Origin of the sequence: Cronobacter universalis NCTC 9529 (assembly GCF_001277175.1) — a bacterium.
GTDB classification, from domain to species: Bacteria; Pseudomonadota; Gammaproteobacteria; order Enterobacterales; family Enterobacteriaceae; genus Cronobacter; species Cronobacter universalis.
Genome location: NZ_CP012257.1, coordinates 1,046,606 through 1,062,571, shown reverse-complemented (window position 1 = coordinate 1,062,571; position 15,966 = coordinate 1,046,606). Strand labels below are relative to the sequence as shown.

General features: G+C 60.4%; 16 protein-coding genes. 5 read left to right on the top strand and 11 right to left on the bottom strand.

Features of this window, described 5'->3' with window-relative positions; all coding sequences use genetic code 11:
• Positions 1-145 precede the first annotated feature (145 nt).
• Both sbcD and sbcC read left to right on the top strand, forming a co-directional pair.
• On the top strand, positions 146-1,360 hold the full coding sequence (gene sbcD, locus AFK65_RS04825) for an exonuclease subunit SbcD (protein ID WP_038857861.1): 1,215 nt from the start codon (positions 146-148) through the stop codon (positions 1,358-1,360).
• Positions 1,357-4,506, top strand: a complete 3,150-nt coding sequence (gene sbcC, locus AFK65_RS04820) for an exonuclease subunit SbcC (protein WP_038857863.1) — start codon at positions 1,357-1,359, stop codon at positions 4,504-4,506. Before sbcD ends, sbcC begins: the two co-directional genes overlap by 4 nt.
• A 41-nt stretch (positions 4,507-4,547) precedes the next feature.
• Here the strand turns inward: sbcC and mak are convergent, their stop codons facing one another.
• The gene (gene mak, locus AFK65_RS04815) at positions 4,548-5,459 is read right to left on the bottom strand and encodes a fructokinase (protein WP_007703709.1); all 912 of its coding nucleotides are present in this window, start codon (positions 5,457-5,459) and stop codon (positions 4,548-4,550) included.
• A gap of 126 nt (positions 5,460-5,585) precedes the next feature.
• Between mak and rdgC the strand changes: the two genes are divergently transcribed.
• Complete coding sequence (gene rdgC / locus AFK65_RS04810; RefSeq protein WP_038857958.1) at positions 5,586-6,497, top strand: recombination-associated protein RdgC; 912 nt, start codon at positions 5,586-5,588, stop codon at positions 6,495-6,497.
• 33 nt (positions 6,498-6,530) lie between these two features.
• On the opposite strand, the gene ppnP is transcribed toward rdgC, so the two are convergent.
• From ppnP to aroL, 4 genes are all read right to left on the bottom strand, one after another.
• Entirely contained in the window at positions 6,531-6,815 is a 285-nt protein-coding gene (ppnP, locus tag AFK65_RS04805) for a pyrimidine/purine nucleoside phosphorylase (protein ID WP_007703558.1), read from the bottom strand.
• A gap of 82 nt (positions 6,816-6,897) precedes the next feature.
• Positions 6,898-7,575, bottom strand: coding sequence for an AroM family protein (locus AFK65_RS04800; RefSeq protein ID WP_007703557.1), 678 nt, complete (start codon positions 7,573-7,575; stop codon positions 6,898-6,900).
• Positions 7,576-7,838: 263 nt separating this feature from the next.
• Positions 7,839-8,030, bottom strand: coding sequence for a protein YaiA (gene yaiA, locus AFK65_RS04795; RefSeq protein ID WP_004386841.1), 192 nt, complete (start codon positions 8,028-8,030; stop codon positions 7,839-7,841).
• A 53-nt stretch (positions 8,031-8,083) separates the two neighbouring features.
• Entirely contained in the window at positions 8,084-8,608 is a 525-nt protein-coding gene (gene aroL, locus AFK65_RS04790; protein WP_007703554.1) for a shikimate kinase AroL, read from the bottom strand.
• Positions 8,609-8,968: 360 nt separating this feature from the next.
• Here aroL and AFK65_RS04785 point away from each other — a divergent pair, with 360 nt between their 5' ends.
• Positions 8,969-9,739, top strand: coding sequence for a DUF2076 domain-containing protein (locus AFK65_RS04785; RefSeq protein WP_038857865.1), 771 nt, complete (start codon positions 8,969-8,971; stop codon positions 9,737-9,739).
• On the opposite strand, the gene AFK65_RS04780 is transcribed toward AFK65_RS04785, so the two are convergent.
• From AFK65_RS04780 to AFK65_RS04770, 3 genes are read right to left on the bottom strand one after another with little or no spacing between them, the layout of a single operon-like run.
• A complete protein-coding gene (locus AFK65_RS04780) occupies positions 9,736-10,191 on the bottom strand; it encodes a YaiI/YqxD family protein (RefSeq protein WP_007703490.1) in 456 nt (151 codons plus the stop codon). The two genes, AFK65_RS04785 and AFK65_RS04780, sit on opposite strands and share 4 nt — an antisense overlap.
• Positions 10,191-10,646, bottom strand: coding sequence for a DUF421 domain-containing protein (locus AFK65_RS04775; RefSeq protein WP_007703481.1), 456 nt, complete (start codon positions 10,644-10,646; stop codon positions 10,191-10,193). The genes AFK65_RS04780 and AFK65_RS04775 overlap by 1 nt, the downstream gene beginning before the upstream one ends.
• Before the next feature lie 9 nt (positions 10,647-10,655).
• On the bottom strand, positions 10,656-11,171 hold the full coding sequence (locus AFK65_RS04770) for a hypothetical protein (protein WP_007703478.1): 516 nt from the start codon (positions 11,169-11,171) through the stop codon (positions 10,656-10,658).
• Positions 11,172-11,282: 111 nt separating this feature from the next.
• Between AFK65_RS04770 and proC the strand changes: the two genes are divergently transcribed.
• A complete protein-coding gene (gene proC, locus AFK65_RS04765; protein ID WP_007703476.1) occupies positions 11,283-12,092 on the top strand; it encodes a pyrroline-5-carboxylate reductase in 810 nt (269 codons plus the stop codon).
• A gap of 37 nt (positions 12,093-12,129) precedes the next feature.
• Here the strand turns inward: proC and AFK65_RS04760 are convergent, their stop codons facing one another.
• The 3 genes from AFK65_RS04760 to AFK65_RS04750 all read right to left on the bottom strand — a co-directional run bounded on the left by AFK65_RS04760 (position 12,130) and on the right by AFK65_RS04750 (position 15,905).
• Positions 12,130-13,548, bottom strand: a complete 1,419-nt coding sequence (locus AFK65_RS04760) for a sugar porter family MFS transporter (protein WP_007703466.1) — start codon at positions 13,546-13,548, stop codon at positions 12,130-12,132.
• A 679-nt stretch (positions 13,549-14,227) separates the two neighbouring features.
• Positions 14,228-14,488, bottom strand: a complete 261-nt coding sequence (gene iraP, locus AFK65_RS04755; RefSeq protein WP_007703444.1) for an anti-adapter protein IraP — start codon at positions 14,486-14,488, stop codon at positions 14,228-14,230.
• A gap of 223 nt (positions 14,489-14,711) precedes the next feature.
• Positions 14,712-15,905 carry a multidrug efflux MFS transporter gene (locus tag AFK65_RS04750; RefSeq protein WP_007703441.1) on the bottom strand — a complete coding sequence of 398 codons (1,194 nt, stop codon included), beginning with the start codon at positions 15,903-15,905 and terminating at the stop codon, positions 14,712-14,714.
• Between the last annotated feature and the right edge of the window lie 61 nt (positions 15,906-15,966).

Here is a 15,966-nt window from a genome sequence, read left to right as displayed (position 1 = left end):
CAGATTTATGACAGATTTATGAAAAAGATGACCGTAAGATGACCTGTCAGCACGCCGGGAAAAACCCGGCGGCGCGACGAAACAGGACACCCGCGGTACTGGATGTTTATAATCCCCTTCTCGCTTTTTCGCCACAGGGCATCCCATGCGTATTCTGCATACCTCAGACTGGCATCTTGGTCAAAATTTTTACGCCAAAAGCCGCGCCGCCGAACATGAAGCCTTTCTCGACTGGCTGCTGAACGCCGCGATAGCGCATCAGGTGGACGCCATCATCGTCGCGGGCGACATCTTCGATACCGGCGCGCCGCCAAGCTACGCGCGCGAGCTCTACAACCGCTTTGTCGTCAAACTTCAGGCGGCGAACTGCCCGCTTATCGTGCTCGGCGGCAACCACGATTCGGTCGCGACGCTCAATGAATCCCGCGAACTGCTGGCCTGCCTGAACACGCAGGTTATCGCCAGCGCTCAGCTCACGCCAGAAACGCAGGCCACTCTCTTATACCGCCGCGACGGCGAGCCGGGCGCGGTGCTCTGCCCGGTGCCGTTTTTGCGCCCGCGCGACGTGCTGCGAAGCCTTGGCGGGCAGTCGGGTCGTGAAAAACAGCAGCAGTTGCTGGAGGCCATCAGCCTGCACTATCAGCAAAGCTATGAGGCCGCCTGCGCGCTTCGCGGCGAGCGCAACCTGCCTGTTATCGCGACCGGCCATCTTACCACCGTCGGCGTGACCAAAAGTGACGCGGTGCGCGACATCTATATAGGCACGCTCGACGCCTTCCCGGCGGACCGCTTTCCGCCCGCCGATTATATCGCGCTCGGGCATATCCACCGCGCCCAGAAAGTGGCGGGCTGCGAGCATATCCGCTACAGCGGCTCGCCGATTGCGCTGAGCTTTGATGAAACCGGCAAAGAGAAAAGCGTTTATCTGGTGGAGTTCGCCGACGGCAAACTGCGCGACGTCACGGCCCTGCCGGTGCCGGTCAGCCAGCCGCTGGCGGTGCTGAAAGGCAGCCTGGAGTCCATTACCGCGCAGCTCGAACAGTGGCGCGACGCGCCGGACGAGCCGAAAGTCTGGCTCGATATCGAAATCGACACCGCCGAGTTTCTGCATGATATGCACCGTCAGATAAGCCTGCTCACCGAAAGCCTGCCGGTGGAGGTCGTCCTTCTGCGCCGCAGCCGCGAAATGCGCGAGCGCGCGCTCGGCACGCTCAGCACCGAAACGCTCAGCGAGCTGGGGCCGGAAGAGGTGTTTGAGCGCCGCCTGGAGCTGGAAGCGCTGGAGGAGCCGGAGAAAGCGCGCCTGCGCACGCTCTTCGCCCGCACGCTGGAGAGCCTGCACGAGGAGGACGAGGCATGAAAATCTTAACCCTGCGGCTGAAAAACCTGAATTCGCTGAAAGGCGAATGGAAAATCGACTTTACCGCTGAACCGTTCGCAAGCAACGGACTCTTCGCCATTACCGGCCCGACCGGCGCGGGCAAAACCACGCTGCTGGATGCCATCTGCCTTGCGCTCTACCACCGCACGCCGCGCCTGAACGCGCTGTCGCAAAGCCAGAATGACCTGATGACGCGCGACACCGCCGAGTGTCTGGCGGAAGTGGAGTTTGAAGTCAAAGGCGTCGCCTGGCGCGCCTTCTGGAGCCAGAGCCGCGCGCGCGGCCAGCCAGATGGCAATTTACAGGCGCCGCGCGTAGAGCTGGCGCGCTGCGAAGACGGTAAAATCGTCGCCGATAAAATCAAAGACAAACTCGACAGAATTGCCGCGCTGACGGGGCTGGATTACGACCGTTTCACCCGTTCGATGATGCTCTCGCAGGGGCAGTTCGCCGCCTTTCTCAATGCCGAAGCAAAAGCGCGCGCCGAACTGCTGGAAGAGCTGACCGGCACGGAAATCTACGGCCAGGTCTCGGCGCGTATTTTCGAACAGCATAAAGAAGCCCGCAGCCAGCTTGAGAAGCTCGAATCGCAGGCGCAGGGCGTGCGCCTGCTGGACGAAGCGCAACGGGAAAGCTTAACCACAGGTTTGCAGGCGCTCACTGACGAGGAAAAAACGCTGCTCGCCCGCCAGCGCCAGTTACAGCAAGAACACCTGTGGCTGACGCAGCGCACCGCGCTTGCCAGCGCGCTCGACGCGGCGCGCCATGCGGCGGCGGCGGCGGATCAAGCACTACAGGCCGCCGCCCCGGATCTGGCGCGGCTTGAGGCGGCGCTACCGGCGGAAAAACTGCGTCCGGCCTGGCTGCGCTGTCAGGAGCTGGAAACCGCCTTTATCGCGACCAGCCGCCAGTATGAAGAAGTAAGCGTTCGCTTACAGGAAAACCAGCAGCGCCGCCGGGAGATCCGCCAGGCCGCCGCGCAACAGGCGCAGGCGCAGACGGCAGAACTCACGCAACTCGGCCAGTGGCTTGCGGAGCACGACCGCTTTCGCCTCTGGAGCAGCGAGCTCGCGGGCTGGCGCGCGGTGCTGGCGCAGCAAAAGCGCGACCGCGAACAGTTGCGTACGCTGAACGAGACGCTCGACGCCACCCGCCGCAAGCGCGACGCGCTGCCGGACGCCGGGCTTGCGCTCTCGCCGGAGGACGCCGCGCAGGCGCTGGCGCAGCTTAACGAGCAGCGCCCGCTGCGCCAGACGCTTTCAATGCTTCAGTCAACTTTCGCGCCCCTGACGCGCCGTAAAGCACGCCTGCAGGAAGCAAACGGCGCTCTGCAAACGCAGATCCAGCTCGCCGAACAGCAGCTGGCGCAAAAGCGTCAGGATTACAAAACCAAACAGCAGGAGGTGGAGCGCGCGAAAGCGGTCTGCGATCTGGATCAGCGCATCGCAAGCCTCGTTGAAGAGCGCGCGCGCCTGCAACCCGGCAGCCCTTGCCCGCTCTGCGGCGCGACCGAACACCCGGCTGTGGAGGCGTACCAGGCGCTGAAACCTGACGCGAGCCGCCTGCGTCTTGCGCAGCTTGAGCAGGAGAAAGAGCAGCTCGGCACCGAGGGCGCGGCGCTGCGCGGCCAGCTCGACGCGCTGATGAAACAGCGCCAGCAGCAGGAGAGCGAAGCGGCAAGCCTGCTGGAAGAGGAGCAAGCGCTCACCTCGCAATGGCAGACGCTGTGCGCCGCCGCCGCCCTGGATTATGCGCCGGGCGACGATCTCACCCCCTGGCTTGACGAGCAGACCCGCCGCGAACAGCAACTGCACCTGCTGCGCGAGCGCCAGATGCTGGAGGCCACGCTTGAGGGCACGCAGCGTCAGATCGCTTCGCTTAAAGCCGCCTGCCAGACCCAGCAGAACGCCCTGCGCGAACAGCTCGACGCCTTCTCCCTGCCCGCGCCGGATGACGACAACCCCGCGCCGTGGTTCGCCGAACGCGAAGAAGAGGCGCGCCGCTGGCAGCAGTATCACGAACGCCAGCAACGCCTGCGTGAACAGCTTTCCGCCTGTGAAGCGCTGCTGAGCCTGTTGCCGCAGGAGGGCGACGCGCAGGCGGCGTCGCTCGCCGCAGACGACCTGCCGCGCGCGGGCCAGGAGATCCATACGCGCTGTTTATCGCTGGAGGCGCAGTGGCAGACGCTCGGCGCGCAGCTTCTGCAGGAGCGCGCGCGCTACCAGAGCGCCGTGCAGGCGTTTGACGCGGCGCTTGCCGCAAGCCCGTTTGCGGATAAAGCGGCGTTTCTCGTCGCCCTGCTGGACGACGCCGCCCGCAGCCAGCTCGAAGCGCAGAAACAACGGCTGGAGCGCGAGCGCGAAACGCAGCAGACGCTGCTCGCGCAGGCGCTCCAGGCGCTGGAGCGTCACCTCGGCGCGCGCCCGGCTTCGCTGGATGAGCAGGCTGACGCTCAGCAGAGGGAGGCCTTGCTCACGGCAGTCACGGAGCAGCTGCGCGATAACACCACGCGCCAGGGGGAACTGCGCCAGCAGCTGCGCCAGGATGAAGAGAGTCGCACGCAGCTGGCCGCGCTTCTCGGGCAGATTGACGAAGCGCGGCGCGACGCCGACGAATGGGGCCAGCTCAACCATCTGGTCGGCTCGCAGAAAGGCGATAAATTCCGTAAGTTCGCCCAGGGGCTGACGCTGGATAATCTGGTGTGGCTGGCCAATAACCAGCTGACGCGCCTGCATGGCCGCTACCTGCTTAAACGCAAGCTGAGCGAGGATCTGGAGCTGGAAGTCGTCGATACCTGGCAGGCGGACGCGGTGCGCGACACCCGCACGCTTTCCGGCGGCGAAAGCTTCCTGGTGAGTCTCGCGCTGGCGCTGGCGCTCTCGGATCTGGTGAGCCACAAAACCCGCATCGATTCGCTGTTCCTGGATGAGGGCTTCGGCACGCTGGACGCCCAGACGCTCGATACGGCGCTGGATGCCCTGGACGCGCTGAACGCCAGCGGCAAAACCATCGGCGTCATCAGCCACGTAGAGGCGATGAAAGAGCGTATCCCGGTGCAGATCAAGGTCAGAAAGATTAACGGCCTTGGCGTGAGCCGCCTGGCGCGGGAGTATCAGGTCGACTAAGGCCGGAAAACAAAAGGGGCCTCGCGCCCCTTTCTTTTATATTAACGCACCACGGGCCAGAGCCACGCCGCGCCGCGCACGCCGCTGGAATCGCCATGCGCCGCTTTGCGCACCGGCGTTTCGCACTCGCCGCCGAATACCCAGTGTTTCATCAGCGGCGGCACGGTTTTATAGAGCCGGTCGACATTGCTCATGCCCCCGCCGAGCACAATCACATCCGGGTCGAGAATATTGACGATATGCGCCAGCGATTTCGCGAGCCGCATCTCGTAGCGGCTGAGCGCAAGCTCCGCCAGCGCGTCCTGGGCCTCCACCAGCCGGATGATTTCGCTGCCCTTGAGCGGCTGGCCGCTTAAGCGATGATAGTCCGTCGCGAAGCCCGTGCCGGAGATAAAGGTTTCGATACAGCCCTGCTTGCCGCAGTAGCACGGCACTTCTTCACGGTAGCGCAGTTCGTCTTCATCCATCCACGGCAGCGGATTATGCCCCCACTCGCCCGCGTTGCCGTTGGCCCCGATATGGCTCATGCCGCCAAGCGCAATGCCGGAGCCGCAGCCGGTGCCGATGATGACCGCAAAGACCGTCTGCGCGCCTTTCGCCGCGCCGTCGATCGCCTCCGACACGGCGAAACAGTTGGCGTCGTTGGCGAGCCGCACCTCACGAGCCAGCCGCGCGCTAAGGTCTTTATCCAGCGCCTGGCCATTCAGCCACGTCGAATTGGCGTTTTTAACGACGCCGGTAAACGGCGAGAGCGTGCCCGGAATGCCGACGCCCACGGTGCCGCGCTCGCCGGTCTCTTTTTCGGCAAGCTCAACGAGACCGGCTATGGTTTCGATAGTTTGCGGGTAGTCGTCACGCGGCGTCGGCACGCGGTGGCGAAATCGCTGCTTGCCGTCGTCGCCAAGCGCAATCACTTCGGTTTTGGTGCCGCCTAAATCGATCCCAATACGCACGTCTGCTTCCTCATATTCAATGACTTACCAGGAGAGTAGATAACCTGTCCGTGAAAGGCAATGAAACGACGCGGCTGATTCGTTATCATGCCCGCTGCGTTTAACTACCAGGCCGTGGAAATTAACATGCTGTGGTTCAAAAATTTAATGGTTTACCGTTTAAACCGCGACGCCGCGCTGCGTGCGGATGAGATGGAAAAACAGTTAGCTGCGTTTACCTTCACCCCGTGCGGCAGCCAGGATATGGCGAAAACCGGCTGGGTGCCGCCCATGGGCGGCGGCAGCGACGCGCTTACCCACGCCGCCAACGGCCAGATTGTGATTTGCGCGCGCAAAGAAGAGAAAATCCTGCCCGCGCCCGTTATCAAACAGGCGCTGGAGGCGAAAATCGCCCGTCTGGAGGCCGATCAGGGCCGTAAGCTTAAAAAGACGGAAAAAGATTCGCTGAAAGATGAAGTGCTGCACTCGCTGCTGCCGCGCGCCTTCAGCCGTTTCAGCCAGACCATGATGTGGATCGATACCGCCACGGGTCTTATCGTGGTGGACTGCGCCAGCGCCAAAAAAGCGGAAGATACGCTGGCGCTGCTGCGTAAAAGCCTCGGCTCGCTGCCGGTGGTGCCGCTGACGCTGGAAAACCCGATTGAGCTGACGCTCACCGAGTGGGTGCGCGCCAATAATGTGCCGCAGGGTTTTCAGCTGCTGGACGAAGCGGAGCTTAAGGCCATTCTGGAAGATGGCGGCGTGATCCGCTGTAAGAAGCAGGAGCTGGTGAGCGACGAGATCGCGGTGCATATCGAAGCAGGGAAAGTGGTCACCAAACTGGCGCTCGACTGGCAACAGCGCGTGCAGTTTATGCTGTGTGACGACGGCTCGCTCAAGCGTCTGAAATTTGCCGATGAGCTGCGCGATCAGAACGACGACATCGCGCGTGAAGATGTGGCGCAGCGCTTTGACGCGGATTTCACGCTGATGACCGGCGAGCTGGCGGCGCTGATCCAGAACTTAGTGGAAGCGCTGGGCGGCGAAGCCCAACGCTGATGCTTTCGCGTCGTCCCGCCCGGGGCGGCGCGCTTACAGGTAGCGGCAGAGATACGATGTCGGCTCGGCCACCTGCAGATGAAATTCGCTGTGCCCAGGCACATGAAACACCTGCCCCGCTTCATACGTTTTCCATTCGGTTTCGCCCGGCAGCAGAACATGCAGCGCGCCGCTCACCACCGTCATCTCTTCCGGCTGCGCGGTGCCGAACGTGTATTCCCCTTCCGCCATCACGCCTACGCTCGCACGGCCCGTACTGCTGCTGGTGAAGCCAATAGATTTCACTTTACCGGAAAAGTATTCGTTACTCTGAAGCATAAGCAGGCCCTTATCGAAAAATGGTTGGAAAAACAATATAGAGGGCCAGCCGGAGCGCTGTCACGCAAATTGTGACAACGGCTCAGATAAGCAGTTCGGAAGCGAGACGCGCCACCAGGACGTTACTAAGGAGCACCGGCACATCCAGCGCCTTTTGCAGCAGATCGCGGTGTTTTTGATGAAACCCGAGGCAATCGAGCAACAGCACGTCCGCCCCGCGGGTCAGCAGATCGCGCCCGGCGCCGACCAGTTCGTCTTCGGTGCCGTAAAACGGGTTCGAGAGCGAGTACAGCGGCGGATTTTCCAGCACCTGCCATTTCTGGGCCTGGATATCCATCAACTCCGGGATCGGCACAATCACGCCCACCTGGTGTCCGTCGACAATGGACGCGACCAGCGGCGGGATAATACGCTCCGGCTCCAGCAGAATGGCGTTGCGCGCACGCAGGCCGCTGAAGCGCTGCGTACTCATTAACAAAATAACGTCATAGCCCTGGTTATCGAGCACCTCGATAACGCTTTGCAGCGCCCTTTCGGTTTTGGCTTTCGATACCGTCGCTTTTTCACCGTCGGACAGCATGGTGATGAGCGCCTCTTCCTGGCCCGCCACGCCATAATCTTCCATCGCCTCTGCGCGCGACAGTTTCCCCATCAGGCTGATATGGGTAATTTGCTGTTCGTCGATATGTTCGGTTAACAGCGGCAGAACCTCGCTGACAGGCACTACGCCGATGGTAAGTATGGCCAGAGTCGCACGCATTTTAATCGCCTTGGTTTACAGCCTCTCTAAGAGTTAACGACACCTTTCGCCGATGACTTGAGCGAAAACGAAAGATGAATCAAAAAGCGTAGCAGCTTACGGACGCCATCCAGGGGAAAAAAAGCCCGCTGCCCGCCTGCCGCTGAAAAATAATCATAACGTATCGTTAACATTAGCTTTGGATAAAAGGTGTGATACAACGCGGCAGCGACGCATTTTCGGAGTGGCGGTAAGCGCAGCGCGTGCGCCTGCCGCCAGCTGGGTCAGGATTTATCCGGATCTTCGTAACGGCGCTTGGCGTCCAGCGCTTCCTGTTCGGTGGGATGTTCGCTGATGAGCGAATCGGGCTCGGGGTGATCGGCGCGCAGCTGATAACTGGTGACCGTCTTGCCCGGCACGCCTTTTTCAACGGGAACCACGCGCGCCTCGCGCGGATAAGGGGGTCTGGTCGGCATAGCTCTTCCTTAATTTATCGGGGAGGAGCGTTAAGTATAGACAATCCCGGTACTTAGCTGGCGTGGGCGAGATGCAGCGCGTCGATAATACGCGAAACAATGGCCGTGGGCGCGTCGGCGGCGTCAATCACATGGTGGGCGCACTCGCGATAGAGCGCGTCGCGCACCGCCAGCACGTCGGCGATCTCTTCCGTCATCGGTTTGCCGGTGAGCGTCGGGCGCTGCCCTGCTTCCGGGAAGGCTTCTAGCCGCTGCGCCAGCACATCGACCGGCACGTTAAGATAAATCACCACGCCATGCGCGCGCATAAACTCGCGGTTCTCGTCACGCAGCACCATGCCGCCGCCGGTGGCGACGACCGTCGCGGGCGCGGTGACCGCCTGCAACGCCTCGCTTTCGCGGGCGCGAAAACCTGGCCAGCCTTCTTTTTCCACCACTTCGGCGACCGTCATCCGCGTCTGCTCCAGCAGCCAGCGGTCGGTATCGGCAAAGCCGTACGCCAGCGCGCGTGCCAGCGCCTCGCCGGTGGTGGTTTTTCCGCAGCCGCGCGCGCCGACCAGATAAATGGGTTGATTCATGGATGGATTACCTCACCTTCCGCGAGAGGCGAAAGGGTTAGACAGCAGGTCATAAGTGGTGAGTTTAACAACAAACTAGTACACAAGACAGGCGTAAATTTAAACTTACAAAAAGGACCACCCTGAACGGGGCCCCGCGCAGGACAACCCTTCTTCCGTCGTCAGGGTGTAAAGCCCCGCTACCACTGGCGAGAATTCGCCAGGCGCGCCCACCATACTTGAAAGCGCCCACTGAACACAACCCCGCCGTCCGCCGCACCCGGTTACATATTTCTTATTTCCTTTACGCGCCGGATATTTACAAGTGCCGATTTTTCTCCAGACTTACTATTAACGCGTTCAATGACAGAGGGATGAATCATGCAATCTGAAGAGCAACGTCTGATTGACGGGCTTTTTGACCGGCTCAAAACCGCCAGCGAAAACAGCGCCCCGCGCGACGCGGACGCCGAACGCTGGATCGAGCAGCATATGCGCACCCAGCCGGGCGCCGCCTACTACATGGCGCAAACCCTTCTTATTCAGGAAGCGGCCATGAAACAGCTTAACGGCCGTATTCAGGCGCTCGAAACCGAAGTGGCGCAGCTGAAGCAGTCGGCGAGCCGCCAGCAGAGCAGCGGCGGTTTCCTGGCTGGCCTGTTCGGCGGCAACAAGAGCGAGCCGGAAGCCCCGCGTCCGCAGGCCACACCGCGCGGCTCCGATCCCATCCCCGGCGCGCAGCAGTACCAGAGCGCCCCGCAGGCTGGCTACGCGCCGCAGGCCGCGGCTCAGTATAATAACGCGCCGCGCGGCGGCGGCTTTATGGCGGGCGCCCTGCAAACCGCCGCGGGCGTGGCGGGCGGCGTAGTGCTCGGCAATATGCTGACCAGCATGTTCAGCCACCACCAGCCGGAGGAAATCGTCAATATCATCAACGAACCGGCGCAGCCGGCGGATAACAGCCCGGTGAATGCCGTTGAAGATTACAACCAGGCGGATGACAGCCAGTTCCTGAATCAGGACGCCGGGCTGCAACAGGACAACGGCAACGACTACGTGCCTGCCAGCAGCGACGAGGACTGGAACAACGATTTCGCGGGCGATGACTTCGGCGGCGACGATTTCGGCGGCGACGACGACAACTGGGTTTAAGCCTGGCGCTTTTTGCCGCTGAGCCACTTATCGAGTTCAGCGGCGAATTGCTGGCGGTCGCGCTGGCTTAAGGCATCCGGGCCGCCGGTCTGGATGCCGCTGGCGCGCAGCGTATCCATAAAATCGCGCATCGTCAGACGCTCGCGAATGGTGGCCTCGCTGTAACGCTCGCCGCGCGGGTTCAGCGCTACCGCGCCTTTGGCTATTACTTCCGCCGCCAGCGGAATATCCGCCGTGACCACCAGATCCCCCGGCTCGCAGCAGCGCACAATTTCGTTATCGGCCACGTCAAATCCCGCAGGCACCTGGCGGGCGCGGATAAACTTCGACGGCGGCACCCGCAGCGGCTGGTTCGCCACCAGAATCACCGGCGTTTCGGTACGCTCGGCGGCGCGGAACAGCACTTCTTTAATCACTTTCGGACACGCGTCGGCATCCACCCAGACTGGCATTACGACTCCTGATTGTCGGCGGGAATAATGGAGATTTTGCCATTTTTCTCAAGGATGGCGAATTTTATCTCCTCCAGCCGGTCGATCCCCTGGCTGGTGCGGGCCGAGCTTAAAATATCGTCCTGCGAGATCCCCGCTTTTTTCATGCGCGCGGTCAGCAGGCGGCCATTCTCCACCAGGATCAGCGGCGAGCCATCAAGCAGCAGATCGAGTCGCGGAAACGCGTTTTTCACATAGCTCAGCAGAATATCGAGCACGATCAGCGTAATGATGGTGATCGCCGCCCCCGTAAACGAGAAGTCGTTGCCGAGCAGCGCCTGCTGGGTCGCCTCGCTGATGATCAGCAGCAGCACGAAATCAAAGGAGTTCATCTCCAGCAACGTGCGGCGACCGGCGATTTTCAGCACCACCAGCAGCAAAAAATACATGCCTGCGGCGCGCAATACGCTTTCCATGATGTTCTCCTACGGATAAACCCACTGGGTCAGATGCACCGGCGACGCGCCTTCCAGCGTCACGGTAGAGGTTAACCGCCCCGCCGACTGCGGCTGCGTGACTATCCAGACGGCGTGCGCGCCATCAGGCGTCGGCGCGAAGGTGAGCTTCAGCGTGTGCTGCCCGGTGTGGGTCACCACCGGCTGCGGCTGGAGCGTTTGCAACACGACGCGATCGGCAAAATCGCCGCCAAAGGCTACCGTCACGGGCTGGTTTTTCGGCCCCTGAATGCGCAGCGCGAAAGGCTCATCGCTTTCGGCGCGCAGAAAACGCTGATATTCGACGGTCAGGCTTTTCTCCCGATTCGTCGCCGAGGTGTCGCTCAGCCAGCCGTCGGAAAAGCCGCCCAGCAGCGCGATCGCCACAATCGCAAAAAGCAGCCAGTTGCCGCCCTGCTGGATACGCCACTCAATGCGCTGAGCATGCATATGTTCACGTACCGGCGCGTCGCGGCTGACGCCTTCGTCAGAAACGATTTTGTGCATTTCCCACCTCCCGGATTCAGGATAAGCGTAGCCGAAGCCTTAACGGATTGCCGGAAAGCGCGTTAAGCTATAGCGCATGTGAATCTGGACGCGATAAAACGGAGTGATACTGTGGAAAAGAAAACAGGCTTTATCGGTTGCGGCAATATGGGCAAGGCCATTCTCAGCGGCCTGCTCACCAGCGGCCAGACGCGGGCGGAAAACGTCTGGGTCTATACGCCATCGGAAGAGAGCCAGCAGGAACTTAAGCAGGAGTTTGGTATCAATGCCGCCTCCAGCGCGCAGGAAGTGGCACAGGCCGCGGATATCGTGTTTGGCGCGGTGAAGCCCAACATCATGCTGAAAGTCATGAGCGATATCGCTTCCAGCCTGAATAAAGACTCGCTGGTGGTCTCCATCGCCGCCGGGATCACGCTGGATCAGCTGGCGACCGTCCTCGGGCACGATCGTAAAATTATCCGCACCATGCCGAATACGCCGTCCCTGGTGCAGGCCGGGATGACCTCCATCACGCCGAACGCGCTGGTCAGCGATGAAGAAATCCGGGATGTGCTCGCGATGTTCCGAAGCTTCGGCGAGGCGGAAGTGGTAGCGGAATATCTGATTCACCCGGTCGTGGGCGTTAGCGGCTCGGCCCCTGCGTATGTCTTTATGTTTATCGAAGCGATGGCCGACGCGGCCGTACTTGGCGGTATGCCGCGCGCGCAGGCGTATAAATTCGCGGCCCAGGCGGTGATGGGCTCCGCCAAAATGGTGCTGGAAACCGGCAAACATCCGGGCGAGCTGAAAGATATGGTCTGCTCGCCGGGCGGAACGACCATCGAAGCGGTGCGGGTGCTGGAAGAGCGCGGGATGCGCGCGGCGGTGATTGAAGCGATGGCCCAGTGTATGGCCAAATCGGAAAAGCTCAGCAAGGGCTAAAAAGAAAGGGCTACGTCGGTAGCCCTTTTTATTTGCTTCACTGCCCGATATCGCGCAGCTTCTTGCCCGCCATCAGGTTCTTTTCAATATGCTCAAGCGTGACGTTTTTGGTTTCCGGGATAAGCCAGAACGTGACGCCGACAAACACCAGATTCAGCGCGGTATAGAGCCAGAAGGTGCCCGCCGCGCCGATATGGTCGATAAGCGTCAGGAAGGTGGCGCCGATAATCATATTCGACACCCAGTTGGTGGTGGTCGAACAGGTGACGCCGAAATCGCGACATTTCAGCGGCTGGATTTCCGAGCACAGAATCCAGACCACCGGCGCGGCGCTCATGGCGTAACCTGCGATACACATCATGGTCATGCCGACGGAAAGCCAGGAGATGCCGCCAGAAATTTCGCCGTGATCGACTTTCATCAGGCAGTAGCCGAGCACCAGCGTGCCTATCGCCATGACGCTAAAGCCGATTTTCAGCGCCGGTTTGCGGCCCGCTTTATCCACCGTAAACACCGCGATAAAGGTGGCGAGCATAAAGGTCAGCCCCACCACGACCGTTGCGATCATCTGCTCTTCGGTGCTGGCGAACCCCGCCATCTGGAAGATTTTCGGCGCGTAATACATGATGATGTTCATGCCGGTAAACTGCTGCATCGCCTGTAGCAGCATGCCGAGAAACACGGCGCGGCGCACGTTGCGGTTGGCGGTGAAGAGCGCCCAGCCGCCCTGCTTCACCTTCAGGCTTTCGCGAATTTCATTCAGTTCCTCACGCGCTTTTTCGGAGGTATCGCGCAGCATGCGCAGCACGCGTTCCGCCTCGATGTTCATGCCTTTGGCCGCAAGCCAGCGCGGGCTGTTGGGCAGAAACACCACCATCACCAGCAGAACGACGGCCGGCAGCGCCAGCACGCCGAGCATGGCGCGCCAGTTGCCGCTGTAGCTCAGCGCGGTATCGGAAAGAAACGCCAGCAGAATGCCGAGCGTCACCATGAGCTGGTAGAGGCTTATCATTTTGCCGCGCACTTTCTCAGAGGCCATCTCCGAGAGATAGAGCGGCGCGGTGTAGGAGGCGATCCCGACCGCCACGCCGAGAATAACGCGGGCCGCCAGCAATATTTCCAGCGAATGGGCGAAGGCCGATCCAAGCGATCCGATAATAAACAGCGCCGCGCCCGCCAGCAGGCTGTACTTACGCCCGAGACGCGACGAGAGCCAGCCGTTAAACAGCGCGCCCAGCGCGGCGCCGAGCATCATGCTGCTTACCACCCACTCCTGGGCGCGGCTGCTTAAGCTGAAGTGATCGGTGATAAAGGGCAGCGCCCCGGCGATAACGCCGATATCGAGGCCAAACAGCAGGCCCGCGACGGCAGCGGAAAAAGAAACAAACAGATTCATGCGGCGCGCTTTACGTTCCTGAGCGCTGACAGCAGGCGTGACTTCACTTACCGAGGACATCTTTTCTCTCCCGTTAAAGGCAATCGGCCATTGCCATAACGGTAGTGGTAACGCCGGTAAATCGTCAGGCGGGAAACGGCGAAGATATGGATAAATTTGCTATGCCAATGCATTTTGTGATGCAGGTTATAAAACCGAAAAATCGCTTCACCTCGCGCGATAACCCCGCTCAGCGGGAATTAATGTGACGCAACGCGGTAATTTTTGCACAACGCGCCGTCTGACCGCCGTTTATCTCATGGACAATCAGAGAGCTTTCTGTTTGTGTCCGATACGGATAGCTTGTTCGAAAAAGCCGGCGCCGGCGCGTCAGCCTACATCCGATCACGGTATCAACCGCCCTCTTAAGAAAAGACGCGGCGCATTATTACGCGCGGCACCGCGCTTACCAGAAAATAAACTTATTATGCGGCGGAGGATATATTTATACCCCCGCGTTAAGCACGCAGAGAATTAGCGAAAAGGAAATAAGAAAAAAGTATTAGCACGGCGACGCGGCGGGCAATCGCCTATTATTCGCGCAGGCGCAGAGGAATAAGAAAAGGAGTTCCCGCAGGCGATGGGTTTATTCCGGCAGCAGGACCTTAAGCATGCCAAAAAATCGCCTGCGGATAATACAATGCGTAAGCGTAACCAAATCAGATGACAGAAAAATAACGCGGCTCGCCCCGTTATACGCTCAGGTTCTGGGGTGCCGCAGCAGCTTTTTTACATACTGCTGGAGCAATTCGGTGTCACGCTGCGGCACATTGCTTTCAGGCTGAACGCCCTCCAGCGCCCCTTCCACGCTTGCGATCAGCGTCTGTTGCGTCTCGTTGTCCAGATGACGCAGCAGTGCGGTGACGACAATCTCAAGGGCCTCAACCTGGGCCACTAACTCTTTGGATTCTTCTTCCTTTTCGGCGAGCTTGACCAGTAGTTCAGCTATAAGGTTTTTCATAACTGTCTTCCCGTGGAGTTGTTGGCAAGAAGTTATCATTACCTATTGTGGTTGCCTAGTAGTCGAAACGGCTTTTTTTACTGTCGCATCGGTTTTGTGCGGCGTAACAAAAAATCGCCGCCAGCGAAACGTTTTACTGGCGAAAACAGAGCGACGCCAGGAAAAAGATCCAGCCTCTGCCGCTACCGCGTGAATTAATTTTCTTGTGTCGGCAGAGATATTATTAACGACGTGCGTTTTTTCTTAATGCTATGCCGAACTGCCAGACGTTAATCAACAAGACGACCGCCGTGGCGATAAATACCCAGCGGTAACCCGCGGCGGCGGAGATCCCCGCGCCCATCAGCGGCCCCAGCACGTTGCCGAGGTACATAAACGACTGGTTATAGCCAAAGATACGCCCGGTGACCTTATCAGAGGAGTATTTCACCAGCAGCGTCTGCACCGCCGGGAACATCGCGCCATCGGCGAAGCCCAGCAAAAAGCGCAGCACCGCAAGCTGCACCGGCGAGGTGACAAACGACATCGCGAAGAACAGCACTACCGCCAGAATGAGCGTCGCCATCAACACCCGCGCGGTGCCGATGCGATCGCCTAACCGCCCGAGCCGCGGCGCGCTCAGCAGCGCCGATACGCCAGGCACCGCTGCGATCATCCCGCTCAAAAACGCGATATTGCTGCTGTCGGGCGTCAGCTCTTTAATAAACAGCGCCAGAATGGGGCTGATGGAGCCGTTGGAGAGCTGGATAACCATTGTCGTGATAAACAGGCTCAGCACCAGCCACGGCGCAGGCAGGCTTGCGAACACCGCTTTGCCGCTCAGCTGTTCGCCTCTGGCAAGCGCGGGCCGCACGCCCTCTTTGATCAGAAACAGCGTCACCGCGAAACTTATCATCAGCAGCAGCGCGGTAATCAAAAACACCGGGCGCAGCCCGACGCTGTCGGCCAGAAAACCGCCCATCAGCGGGCCCAGGATCACGCCGCTTATCTGCGCGGTAGAGAGCGTGCTGAGCGCCCAGCCGCTGCGGTCGCGCGGCACCTGCGAGGCGACCAGCGCCATCGCGTTAGGAATATAGCCGGAGGTCAGCCCCATCAGCGCGCGCAGCGCGAAAAGCTGCCAGACGCTGGTGGCGAACGCCTGTAATAAAATCGCCACCGCCATACCGAGCGAGGCGCGCAGCAGCATCAGCTTGCGGCCCTTGCGGTCAGCAAGGCTGCCCCAGAGCGGCGAGACGATAGCGGAAACCAGGAAAGTGACGCTGAAGGTAAGCCCCGACCAGAGCGATAGCGCCTCATGCGACTGCACGCCGAGTTCGGCGACATAAAGCGGCAGAAAAGGAAGGATTTGGCTGATCGCAAGGCCAGTGAAGAAGCAGCCAAACCAGACGGAGATAAGATTAACCTTCCAGGATTCCATACGCGTGCTGTGTCTAAGTCAATGATGTGTCAGGATATCAGGATGCGAGATAGCGCATGTG